This is a genomic window from Thermoproteus sp. CP80 (genome assembly GCF_002077075.2).
In the GTDB taxonomy this organism is placed as follows: domain Archaea; phylum Thermoproteota; class Thermoprotei; order Thermoproteales; family Thermoproteaceae; genus Thermoproteus.
Window position 1 is genome coordinate 1 of sequence record NZ_LCWM02000042.1, and the last position, 11288, is coordinate 11288.

Sequence of the window (11288 nt, forward strand, 5' to 3'; positions counted from 1 at the left end):
CCAATAAATCTTGTAGTTCTCAACTAAGTATTTTTATAGTGGTGTAGTATTTCTTATGGCAAAGCTCGCCAAGCCCTGCATCCTGGCGGGCTCCTGTCCTGGGGATCTCGGCGAGACGGAGGTCCTCTGGTTCGGCGAGGTTAAGTGCGTGTCTAAGGCGTCTGCGGTGGTGAAGCTCTTCGGCGCGTTGGAGGCCGCTATTGTCCACGTGAACCTCGCGGCGGTGAAGGCCGAGGGCCGCACGAGGCGGATCCTCTGGCTGGTCTTATGGGCGCTCCAATATACAGGCTTCTATCTATCCACCGGGGACAGCGCCTATTTGGAGAAAGCCCTTGGGTCCCTTCGGAGGGCCGTCAAGCTGTCGTATGCGTTGGCCTCCGACGCGCCGCTGGGTTGGGTCGTATGTCTCGACGAGGTTTGCGCCTATATAAATGCGGCGCGGGCTTGGGTCCGCTGGACCGAGAGGCGCTTGGCCCAGCTGGACCGAGGTCGGGAGGTTATCATGGTTTTGAACCACGTGGGCAACGTCCTCTTCGAGCTTATGCGCACGAGGAGCCATATGGTGCTGACCCGCGGCGGCGTGGCTAAATACATCCCCACATCCGTCCAGCCCGACCGCCTACTAAACTTTTAAACACTTGGTTCTCGCACCCTTGTGTCTGAGGTAAGGGCCATAGTCCGCGTCGGGGATACAGATCTAGATGGCGGCAAGGCCACGGCCTTCGCCCTAGCCCGCATAAAGGGCATAGGCATCTCCTCCGCGTTCGCCATATGCAGGAGGCTGGGCATAGATCCCTACGTTCCGCTGGGCTCTCTCAGCGACGAGCAGATATCGAAGCTGGACTGGGCCGTGAGAAATCTGCGCGAGATAGCGCCGGCTTGGTTCCTCAATAGGCGTAGGGATCCGGTGAGCGGCCGCGACGTCCACCTCATAGGGTCGGAGTTGATACTCGCCGCCAAGAGCGACATAGATCTGATGAAGAAGCTGAGGAGCTGGAAGGGCATGAGGCACGCCGTCGGGCTGAAGGTCAGAGGGCAGCGCACGGTGACCACCGGCAGATTCGGCCCCACCGCAGGCGTGGCCAAGAAGAGAGAGGCGCCTCAAGGAGGGGCTAAGCAGTAGCCATGGGCGGCACGAGGAAGAGTAGAAAGACTTATCTCGACGGGAAGCCCAAGAGGCTGTGGAACACGCAGCTATTGCTCGAGGAGCTGCGGCTCATGGGCGAGTACGGCCTCAGGAACAAGCGAGAGCTCTGGAAGGCCAGATCGGTCTTGAAACAAATAGTGAGGCGCGCCAGAAGTCTGCTTTCCATGAGGGCTGAGGAGAGGGCCCCGTTGGAGCTGCCGTTCAAGGAGAGGCTCTACAAGATGGGGTTCATAGAGGACGTCAATATCCCCCTGGACAGAGTGCTCTCGCTGGACGTAAGGGCCGTGTTGGATAGACGCCTCCAGACCATAGTGTATAAGAGGGGCCTCGCCAAGACGCCCTACCACGCCAGGCAGTTGATAGCCCATGGACATATAGCCATAGAGGGCAGGAGGGTGAGGTCCCCCGGCTTTTTGGTCCCGCGGGATCTAGAGGACAAGGTCTCGTACGCGCCCGGTAGCTCCGCCGCGGCGGGGGTTCAGCAGGCCGAATAGATGGGGCCAGTAGTTGCGGTCCACGGGGGGGCCGGCAGATGGAGCGTCTCCCCTGAGGAGGAGGCGCATGTGCGGCGAGCTCTAGAGGGCGCCGTCGATGCCGGGCTCGCCGCGGTCGCGCGCGGCAATGCCGTCGATGCGGTCGTGGAGGCCGTCGCGTATATGGAGGACTCGGGCGTGTTCAACGCGGGGGTGGGCTCCGTATACACAGTGTCTGGCCGCGTGCAGATGGACGCCGGCGTGATGGACGGCGCGTCGGGCAGGGCGGGCGCTGTCGCGGCCGTCGAGGACGTGAAAAACCCGGTGAGGCTCGCCCGATATGTGCTGGACGCCACAGACCACGTGCTGGTGGTCGGCGAGGGCGCCAGGGAGCTGGCCCGCGCAGCCGGCCTTCTGACGGCCAAGACCGCATTTTACAGCGACCGAAAGAACGAGATGTTCAAACGGATGAGGCAGGAGACATTGGCAGGCCGCTGGCACTATAAAAAGGTGCTGGAGGTGGCGAGGAGGCTCGGGGTGGGCGATACCGTGGGCGCCGTGGCGCTCGATAGAGACGGCAATTTGGCCGCGGCCACGTCGACCGGAGGCGTCTGGCTGAAGCTGGACGGGAGGGTCGGCGATTCGCCTATCCCGGGCGCCGGGTTCTGGGCCGACAACTCCGTGGGGGCTCTGTCGGCTACAGGCGTCGGCGAGGTCATAACGATCACCATGGCGTCTCTAAGGGCTGCCGAGCTCATGAGGGCCGGCCTAGACGTGGACGCCGCGTTGAGGAGGGCCGTGGATCTAGTCACCGAGAGGTTCGGAGAAGACACCATAGGCCTTCTCGGCCTAGATAGGAAGGGCAGAGTGGCGGCGGCGTTCAACACGGCCGCCATGGCTAGGGCGTGGGGCGCGGATAAACAAGTCAAGCGGGTTGCCCTCCGCCGAGGAGATATCTGGCCGTAAAAGCGGAATTTGGCCCTAGGTCCTCTTGCGCCAAGTCTTGGTGTCCGGGTCGAACTTAAAGCCCATCCTCTTGAGCTTTGATATGGTGTTCCTGAACTCGTCCTCAGGCAGTCTGCGGCCCTTCCCCACCTTGACCACAAGCTCGTCGTCCTCTCTCGACACGTCGACAGGCAGCTTGGAGAGCTCGCCCTCGACGTCCACGCTCCTCGACCTTCGACGTCCTTCTTCCTCTCCCATTGGCGCGAGTGGGGTGCTATTTATAAATCATATCAACTGGCTGATCCGTATTATCTTCCTCAGGGCGAGCTCCTCGGCCCACTTGGGCAGAGCCCTATGCAGCAGAGCCTCCTCAACGAGCTCCTCAATCTCGCCGCATTCCCTCCCGCCCTGCTTCCCACATATCTCGACCAAGTACCTTGATCGCGCCTCGAAGAGCTGCCATGTCATAGGCACACGCCTACATTCGTGGTCGTAGGTGAAGCCCCTCTCGAGGTCCCTAAGGTGGAGGTAGAGGTGGGCGGCGGCCTTGGCCGCGTCCATAGGACCCGTCTCGACGTATATGCCTTCCATTCTCGCGTAGCAACTCCTGATACCCGAATATATAGACGTTGAATCCCCCACGGACCGACGTCCGGTTTTAAATATATATACAACAGCTACGCCAATGATAAGCGACTAGATATACTTACTAAGCACGCCGAGAGAATGCGGTTTAAGGCGGCGAATTTTGAAATAAATGGTTATGTAAATACCCTGAGGGAAACGCGGTTTAAGTCGCCGCCTTTTAGTCTTGACAGAAAAGTTTAGCAGAGGCTGGCAGGGGAAAGGGGGAAGGGAAAATGGGTCTTAATCCCGGCAGAACTTCGTCCGCCTTGCCCTCTCGACGTCCTCCTTGCGGTTGCGCCTCACAGTATCCGTATGTACTCCTTCGTCCTCGCGAATATCGACCGCCTCTTAGGCCTGTAGACCTCCCTCACCCCGCCTTCATGGGGCTCCAGGCGGCTGAACTCCAGCTCCAGCCTTCTAACGTTACTCCCATCCGCGGAGCAGTAGGCCCAGCCGCCGAATAACGATATGCAGGCCTCAGAGCCGTCCCTGGCGACGTACGCCTCCACGGAGTACGGGTTCACGAGACCCACCGGCCCCTGCCCGACCAGCTCCGCCATCCATGGGTATCTCCGCAGAACCTTGGCTATCCCCACGATCTGCCTCCCCGCGCGGGGCGCCCACCTCCTAAGCCAATCGACGCCGAACGCCTCCAGCTCCGGATACTCCCTCAGGAGCCGTTCGACTGGGTCGGCCGGCTCGGGAGGCGGCCTCACCGCGCCCGCGTCCACGCCGTCGCCCGAGCTCATGCTCTCATCCTCCTCGCGGCGCTCTTGACGCCCTCGACGGTCGCGCCGGCCGCATTCGCCAGGCGGATGGGCATCCCGTACTCCCTGCAGGCGGCGAGCCAAAGCGCCGCGGCGTCTTCAAGGAGGACGCGGGGAGGGTTAGGGGAGAGGTCTGGGGCATCGTGGACTTCGCCCTAAAAGATATGCACTGCCTCGCTAGGGACTGCGCTAGGGACGCGGTGGCCAGGAAGTTCGTCGCCCCGGCCCTTGAGTTAATTATGTTGGAAAAGGCGGCGAGGGGCGAATTCGACGGGAAGGAGGCGTTGCTGCGCTTCGGCGAGATGTACGCCACCGCTATTGCGGGGGACGGCTCCGTGGAGCGCGGTAGGGTCGTGCTGACCGTCGGGGGAGAGCTTGGAGGCGGCGCCGCGCTCCTGCGGCTGGCGGCCCTTCGCTTGTTCAACGATCTTCTGCCCGATGAGCTGAAGTTCGACATGCATATGTACATGGTGGGGGGCAAGAACTACGTTATAACTGCCTACGGCGAAGATGCCGCCAGACTCATGCGCATTCTTGCCGTCTCCGCGCCCTCCGCCGGCGGAGGGTATTTGAGCCCCAAGTTCGAGGGTTTCGTGGGGGAGGCCCGGGTGGAGGTGCGCCTCGACGAGGGGAGCATAAGGCGAACCAAGCGCGGCGTCGCCGCCGATCTGACCATATCGGAGGGCGGCGTCGACGTCAAGTACAACGTCTATCTGCGTGGGGACCACATCCTGCTCCAATTCATCTCGACGGACCGCGGCCGCGCCGAGCTTGCGGCTCGCCTCCTCAAGCTTGCAGGCGTCAGCGCGGAGATGAAGGAGAAGGGCGGCGAGGGCGAGTGGCAGGTCTGGGCCACCACCGATAGGCTTGCGGCCGGCCGTAAGGAGCTTAGGGACGCCCTCGCCGAGATCGTCAGGAAGGCCGTCGAGAGCGGCTGGGTGGACAAGGAGACGGCCGACCGCTGGCTCGACAAGCTGAGAAGCGGCATCACGCTGAGGGAGGGCTGGCCCAGGTACAAGGTGGGGCTGACCGGCGGCGGCGCGCTTGAGGTCAAATACCGCTCCACCAGCCCCAACAACATAGAGCGCGAGGCCCGGCGGCTTAGGGACATGGGCCTTGAGGAGGGCAGACACTTTACCGTCAAGATGCCGGAGGGCGGAGGGGAGGGCTACGTCTCGATCCTCAGGGAGGGCTTGGCGTACGCCGCCTGGCTTTCAGCCCGCGGCGAGGGGGGGCGGCAGAGGCTCGCGGCCGAGTTCGTAGAGTACATACTCCAGAGGGCCAGAGAGGAGGGCGGCGCCGTCTACGAGAAGGCCGAGGAGGTCGTGGCGAGGGGCAGGGCGGTGGGCTCCCTGAGGCTTGCGGATGTTAGGGGGATTGAGGTCGACGTCGGGGGCAAGAGGTACGTCGTGGACGTCCTCGGCGGAGGGGCCCAATCCGAGGAGGGCAGGAGCGGCAGGACCCTACTGAGGATCGCCATAACGGCGGAGGTGGGCCGCGTGGAGGGCGAGCACACGATTGTGGACCGCGTGGTGCGTGAGTACACAATCACCTTCGGCAGATATGGCAGAAACAACAAGGCCATGGGCTTCGCCACAGCTAGGGCCGACGCGCCGGGAGGCAGGGAGGCAGACGCCGAGAGGTTCTCCGCGCTGGTGGAAGCTCTGACGGGAAAAAGGCCGAGGGTACGCCGCAGGAACGACGGCACCATAGAGATTATATGCTATGAGGAGCACCTGGATGGCTTCGCCCTCTATGCAGAGCTCGCAGAGGACATAAGGAGGTGGCTTGAGACGAAATAACCGTTTTTCCCTCCTCCCTTCCCCCTTTCCTTTTCCTCCCTTCTTCGGATATCTGCGGCGTCCCCTTACAGGGGCACGAAACGGAGCGCCATCCGGGCATCTTAAAATTATATACACAACAGCCAACGTGATAGTCGGCACATGCGGCTTCCCTAGGAGCAGGCGGGAGGTCTACAGATCGCTAGATGCGGTGGAGCTGCAGGAGACCTTCTACAACCTCCCGAACGAGCAGAGGATGGAGAACCTGGCAAGAGAGGCGCCGGAGGGGTTTGTCTTCACCGTAAAGGTCTTCCAAGGCATAACCCACCCGGCCGGCAGCCCCACGTATAGAAGAACGAGGGGATTTAAGCCGGGCGAGGGGCACGGCCTCCTGCGGCCCACGAGGGAAAACCTGGAGCTATGGGACTTGTTCAGGAGGCTGGTGGCGCCGCTTAGGCCCCGGATATATGTATTCCAGACGCCGCCGAGCATGCGCGCCGATCTTCTGAGAGAGGCGTTGGAGTTCTTTAGGTCTATCGGAGGCGAGGGGGCCTTCGTCTGGGAGCCACGGGGGGAGGTAGCGACCGTGAGGGATCTCGACGCGGCGCTGGCCGACGTAGGCGTCTCCCTGGTCGTCGATCCCCTCAAGAGGGGAGTGCCTAGATCTCCTGTACATTACTTCAGGCTGCACGGTCTAGGTAAAGGCGAGGTGAATTATAAATATAAATATACTGATAGTGATTTAATAAGATTAAAACACTCTATAAAAAATTTAAAAAATCCATATATTATGTTTAATAATATACATATGTTTGACGATGCAATGCGGTTCAAAAGGCTCGCGTCCGAAGACGCCGTCTAGAGGTTCCAGGCCGGCACGTCGAGCTAGCGTCTAAGCCTGTAGATCCTCGCGTCTATGGATTTATCGTACCCTATCTCGACCTTTCCCGTCAGCAACAACAGGGCCGGTAGATAGGGAGACCGCTCTATCTCTCTCCTCTTGGCGCCGTTCCTTAGGGCCTCCCTCCACGCACTGTGCAACTTGGACTGAGGCGCATGCCGCAGGGCGCGCTCCAGGAGCTTGGCGGTGGTCCTGAGGCAGGGGCCGTCCTGGCACCTATCGGGAGGGCTCCTCAAGACCTTCACCGAGTAGTATATAAGCGGCGCTGTGACGGGCAGACCTGTCGACGGATCGCCCAAGACCTTGACCGACATATCGCGCGTCGCGAATATCGCCGACCAGAACCTCCTAGCCACCTCGTCGGAGTCGTCTATGCCGAATATCCTCCTGGCGTATCCCCTCACTATTTTGTCCACCAGATCCTCCTCGTCCTCGCCCCTCACCTCGACCCGCCTGAGCTCGGCTATAACCCTATAGGCCCCCCAGTCCTTAGTGCGGCCCAACAGATATGGATCCACGTCGAGTATGTTCCTCGACCTCGACCACAGTTTCTCGAAGAGCTCCGCGGCGCCTACGGCGTCGTCGCCGCAGTTGGCCAGCAGGAGGCCCGACGCCGAGCCCTCCACGGCGTCTAGGAACAAATCGCCGCCGAACGCGGCGCAGGCCCTATCCCCCTTACGCAGGACGTAGAACGACGAGAAGAGCTTCGGCACGTAGCGGACCTCCACGTCGTTGTTATCCACGGTCTCGAGAACCCTCAGCTTGCCCAGGATAGGCCCCTGCGTGATTACTCTGAGCGACTTGACCCTCGACGCCAGCTCCCTAAGCCCCAGTCCCCCCAACATACGGGTCGCCACGTCCACAGAGTCGGGGCGGTGTTCGGAGAGGCACGCATCTAGGCTTATGCACAACATATCGAGCTCCTACCCATACCTTATTAAACGAAGCGCTTGGCCGCACGCCGAGATGTTGCCGACGCGCCCCAGCTAAGCTCCTCGCCATCCTCAGGTCTGGAGGCCCTAGGCCGCCCTCTGTAGCACGGGACGGGGGCGTGGCGCCCACATGCCTTTTTCCGCCGCTGCAAATCGGCGGCCGAACGGGCCGCGCGATATATCGTGCCGCGTCTCCTCGGCCCGCCGCGGAGGGCGTCGCCGGCCAGCATCTTTAATAGCCACGAGGTACTATGCGCCGGGATGAGAGCCTCCGAGGCCGATCGGTGACGTGTTCACGTACCGGCTGAGGTGTAGGTTCTGCATCTACCCTGCACGTTAAGGACCTCCCTCACCGTCTTGCAGAGGGCGGCGGCGCCCAGTTTGGCCACGTAGAGCCAGAGGGGGCCGCGCTCCAGAGGCACGACCTCCGCATCGCTTTCGTTATGACGCGCCACAGAGTCCACAAGCAGATATATAGATTTGCCGAAGGACAGCGCTCTGACCTTTACGTCGAAATGAGGCCAGAACTCGCTACATCTATAAATCGCCACGAGCGCCTTGGAGAAGACGCGAGGCCAGCTGAACATCAGGACGTCCATCCTGACGTTCGCTGAGACCTTGCAAGGGCTGCCGAAGGATATGGTGTACTCGGCAGGCCCCGCCACCGAGAACGAGGGATTCTCGAGCTCCACCTCGCTCACCTCCGGTATATCCATGAGAGGTCTAGAACCCCCCAATTTACATATATCGGTGAAGCGTTGGGAGGCGACAGATAGGCCGAAGCAACACGCACTACGAAACATGCTGGATGCAAGACGGTCTAGAGACGGCTGGCGGGCTTGACAGAAGTCAGTATAAACCGTGGAGTCCATGGCGGGCCCGGTGGGACTCTCGGGGCCATCCCCCTTCGAACCCACGACGTCCGCCGGCGTCGCCGCCTACGGCTTAGGAGGCACGACGGACCGCCGGGTCCACCGCCGCTCTATCCATGCTGAGCTACGGGCCCCTTGACGTACATCTCCCCACTTTTTAAAGCTTTCCGGCTAGCTGACTGGACGCCAGATGAGGCCTAGCTCGTCGGCGTAGCTGTACGCCTCCCTCATCTCCTTCTCGGAGACGGGACGGTTTATATCTGCGTATTTGGCCATGGTGGAGACGAGGTAGTCTGGATGGTACTGGTCCATTATGTTCACCAGCGCCTTTGGGCAGTTCTCCGCTATCCATCTCAACACGGGCCTGGTGCAACAATCCACGTGGCCTGGCAGCACCAGATGTCTGATTATCACGTCCTCGCCTCGCCTACATATCGCCGAGAGGTTCCTCGACACTACGCCGACATATCTAGGCGCCACGGAGTATCGGAGGGCGCATGCGTCGTTGCCGTACTTGAAGTCCGGGAGCCAGATGTCCATTACATGGAGTATGAGGGAAAGGCCTTCTTGGGTTAGGTACATGTTGGAGTTCCACAGCTGCGGCGCGTTGAATCTCCTTGCCGCGAGCTCCCTCAGAGACTCGAGTATGAAGGGTATGTCCGGCGTGGGCTCTCCGCCGACCCAGTTTATGTTCCGCGCCCCCTCGGACCTCAGCTTGATTTGTATCAGGGCCAGCTGGCGCGGCGTGACCTCCGCCCCGTTCTCAGGCCTCTGCGATATGTCCCAGTTCTGGCAGAAGGCGCATCTGAAGTTGCAGCCTGTGAAAAACACCGTGCCGGAGGGCACCAGCGGCGCCTCCTCGCCCATGTGGAGGAAAAAGCTGGCGACCGTCGGCCTGTCCCTCAAGAGGCAAGCGCCTTTGCCCCGCGACCTATCCGCTCCACAACGCCTCTCGCATAGGTTGCAACGCCTCAGCTGTCTGCGGGCCAGCTCTATCTTAACGTCGAGCAGCGAGGCCCTGGGGAGCCTCCTCTCCACTACCGAGGCGTCGGGCCGCTCCTTCTGGCGGAGCCATTCCTCGTCGAAGGCGCGGCCGAGCTCCTCGTGGACTTTCCACAGCTCTGCGCCGTCCATCGAGGCGTAGTCTGCCGGCGCCTCCACGCGCGCCGCTATGTGGAACTTGGCCGGCGCCTTGTTCTTCATGACGGCGTAGTACCACCCCAGCCTCTTCCTCACCGCCGCGTCCTCCCATATGGTAGCCGCATCGGGCCTGTAGAGAGTCCAGGCCACAATATTCTTAGGGCTGTGGTTTTTTGCGTTTTCGTGAGGCTGATGGCCAGAGGCGCGGAGGCGGATCTATACGAGGTGGACTGGTTCGGCATGAGGGCCGTCGTGAAGCACAGGAAGCCCAAACGCTACAGGGATCCGGAGCTGGACAGAGCGATCAGGACCAGGAGGACCTTGAACGAGGTCAGGTTGATGTCTAAAGCCCGCGAGGCGGGCGTCGACGTGCCGGCCGTATATCTCTTCGACGTGGAGCGCGCCGTTATAGTCATGGAGTATATCGACGGCCCTACCGCCAAGGATCTGCTGGAGGGCGGCAGAGACGTGTTGGGCGAGGTGGGCTCCATCGTCGCGAGGCTCCACGCCGCGGGGATAGTCCACGGGGATCTCGCCTTAACCAACGTGATCTATAGAGGCGGCGTTAGGCCGTACTTCATCGACATGGGGCTTGGATACCTCGTCGAGGGCTCGGGCAGAAGGGCGGCGCTCGAGTTCGCGCGCGACGTCAACGTGTTGCTGAGAGTGCTGGATACCTACGGCGAAAGGGGAGAGGAGTACAAGAGGGCCTTCTGGGAGGGCTACTCCGCGCTGGGGCGCCTGGCCGAGGAGGTCCGCGAGGGCGTGAGGCGCATCAGATCGTCCGCCCGCTACGTCGAACGTTGACGTGGGCGTAAAGGCCCCATCTGTCGTAGAGCTTGAACAATTGGGCCTGCTCCGCCGAGCTGGCCTCCCCTCCCAAAACTCTAAGGGCGGCTATCAGCAGGTCGCCCTCTCTATAGCCTAGATTCGACAGAACGACGCCTAGATGCGGCGCAAGGACGTCCACCACGGAGTAGAGGGGCTCGTCGCCGTGGTCCCTAACCAACCTACACAGGACGCCCAGCTCGTGGTACTTCAGCAAATCGCAGGCGGGAACTCCGCCTAGCTTCAACCCCAGCCTCGAGTTGACGACGGCGTTGGGGTCGTCATGCAGAATCTTTAGGGCGAACGCCGAGACTACCTCCGGCGTTACGACCGAGGCCAGCGGGCTCCTCAAGACGCCGAAGGGGGGCACCGCCAGGGTGCCGACAAGCCCCATGTAGACCAGCTCGGCGACCAGCTTTCTCGCCACAGCCCTTCCCTTGTTCATTTGATGATAGATCTCTTGCACGAAGCCAAAACAGGTCATTTTTATATAGACTTCAGCCTACAAAGTTTTGATGTCTACGTAAACGGCGTACTGGCTGCCGAACCGGCCTGGCGCGCATCGGCCCTCCTTGGCCGCCGTCTGCGGCCGGCGCCGCCCGCCCTCGATCCGCGGCCGTCCCCCATTTCCGCTGCGCGCGTCGGCCTCCCGCGCGGCCTCCGATCCCCTCCCTCCTCCCCTCACAGGGAGTATGCCCCGGAAGCCTTGACAGGGGCTAGCCCCCCTGTAAGGCCTCCCGGAGGGTACTGTAGGCGGCTGGATCTGTAGACACCATTTCGAGGGGAGGGCCGCGACGGACGACGAGGCGGCCTTCCGTGGATATTTCGGCGAACTTGGGCTGGAGCTCGGCGAGCTCGAGGATGTGGATAGACGG

General features: G+C 61.6%; 14 protein-coding genes and 1 tRNA gene. 7 read left to right on the forward strand and 8 right to left on the reverse strand.

Annotated features, from left to right (window positions below):
* Nucleotides 1-55: 55 nt before the first annotated feature.
* From B7L68_RS07680 to B7L68_RS07695, 4 genes are read left to right on the forward strand one after another with little or no spacing between them, the layout of a single operon-like run.
* Nucleotides 56-634, forward strand: coding sequence for a cobalamin adenosyltransferase (locus B7L68_RS07680; RefSeq protein ID WP_081247092.1), 579 nt, complete (start codon nt 56-58; stop codon nt 632-634).
* 21 nt (nt 635-655) lie between these two features.
* Nucleotides 656-1123 (forward strand): 30S ribosomal protein S13, encoded by a 468-nt coding sequence (locus B7L68_RS07685; RefSeq protein ID WP_081247093.1) that lies wholly within the window; start codon nt 656-658, stop codon nt 1121-1123.
* A 2-nt stretch (nt 1124-1125) separates the two neighbouring features.
* Nucleotides 1126-1641, forward strand: coding sequence for a 30S ribosomal protein S4 (locus B7L68_RS07690; protein WP_081247094.1), 516 nt, complete (start codon nt 1126-1128; stop codon nt 1639-1641).
* Nucleotides 1642-2586 (forward strand): isoaspartyl peptidase/L-asparaginase, encoded by a 945-nt coding sequence (locus B7L68_RS07695; RefSeq protein WP_081247095.1) that lies wholly within the window; start codon nt 1642-1644, stop codon nt 2584-2586.
* Nucleotides 2587-2601: 15 nt separating this feature from the next.
* Here the strand turns inward: B7L68_RS07695 and B7L68_RS07700 are convergent, their stop codons facing one another.
* The 3 genes from B7L68_RS07700 to B7L68_RS07710 form a co-directional block, all read right to left on the reverse strand.
* Complete coding sequence (locus B7L68_RS07700; RefSeq protein WP_081247096.1) at nt 2602-2823, reverse strand: hypothetical protein; 222 nt, start codon at nt 2821-2823, stop codon at nt 2602-2604.
* Between the two features lie 27 nt (nt 2824-2850).
* Nucleotides 2851-3156: a hypothetical protein gene (locus tag B7L68_RS07705; protein ID WP_081247097.1), complete on the reverse strand. Its 306-nt coding sequence runs from the start codon at nt 3154-3156 to the stop codon at nt 2851-2853.
* Between the two features lie 335 nt (nt 3157-3491).
* Nucleotides 3492-3941 (reverse strand): hypothetical protein, encoded by a 450-nt coding sequence (locus tag B7L68_RS07710; protein ID WP_081247098.1) that lies wholly within the window; start codon nt 3939-3941, stop codon nt 3492-3494.
* 161 nt (nt 3942-4102) lie between these two features.
* On the opposite strand from B7L68_RS07710, the gene B7L68_RS07715 reads away from it, so the two are divergent.
* Nucleotides 4103-5761 carry a PaRep2b protein gene (locus tag B7L68_RS07715; RefSeq protein WP_143615328.1) on the forward strand — a complete coding sequence of 553 codons (1659 nt, stop codon included), beginning with the start codon at nt 4103-4105 and terminating at the stop codon, nt 5759-5761.
* A 127-nt stretch (nt 5762-5888) separates the two neighbouring features.
* Nucleotides 5889-6602 (forward strand): DUF72 domain-containing protein, encoded by a 714-nt coding sequence (locus tag B7L68_RS07720; protein WP_081247100.1) that lies wholly within the window; start codon nt 5889-5891, stop codon nt 6600-6602.
* Between the two features lie 23 nt (nt 6603-6625).
* Here B7L68_RS07720 and B7L68_RS07725 read toward each other — a convergent pair whose 3' ends face one another.
* From B7L68_RS07725 to B7L68_RS07735, 4 genes are all read right to left on the reverse strand, one after another.
* Nucleotides 6626-7555 carry a hypothetical protein gene (locus B7L68_RS07725; RefSeq protein WP_081247101.1) on the reverse strand — a complete coding sequence of 310 codons (930 nt, stop codon included), beginning with the start codon at nt 7553-7555 and terminating at the stop codon, nt 6626-6628.
* Nucleotides 7556-7866: 311 nt separating this feature from the next.
* Entirely contained in the window at nt 7867-8289 is a 423-nt protein-coding gene (locus B7L68_RS07730; RefSeq protein ID WP_081247102.1) for a hypothetical protein, read from the reverse strand.
* 155 nt (nt 8290-8444) lie between these two features.
* A tRNA-Arg gene (locus B7L68_RS08745) sits at nt 8445-8579 on the reverse strand.
* Nucleotides 8580-8616: 37 nt separating this feature from the next.
* A complete protein-coding gene (locus B7L68_RS07735; RefSeq protein ID WP_081247103.1) occupies nt 8617-9735 on the reverse strand; it encodes a radical SAM protein in 1119 nt (372 codons plus the stop codon).
* A gap of 15 nt (nt 9736-9750) precedes the next feature.
* Here B7L68_RS07735 and B7L68_RS07740 point away from each other — a divergent pair, with 15 nt between their 5' ends.
* Nucleotides 9751-10392: a KEOPS complex kinase/ATPase Bud32 gene (locus B7L68_RS07740; RefSeq protein ID WP_081247104.1), complete on the forward strand. Its 642-nt coding sequence runs from the start codon at nt 9751-9753 to the stop codon at nt 10390-10392.
* On the opposite strand, the gene B7L68_RS07745 is transcribed toward B7L68_RS07740, so the two are convergent.
* Nucleotides 10361-10879 carry a hypothetical protein gene (locus tag B7L68_RS07745; RefSeq protein ID WP_081247105.1) on the reverse strand — a complete coding sequence of 173 codons (519 nt, stop codon included), beginning with the start codon at nt 10877-10879 and terminating at the stop codon, nt 10361-10363. The genes B7L68_RS07740 and B7L68_RS07745 overlap by 32 nt on opposite strands.
* Nucleotides 10880-11288: the final 409 nt, after the last annotated feature.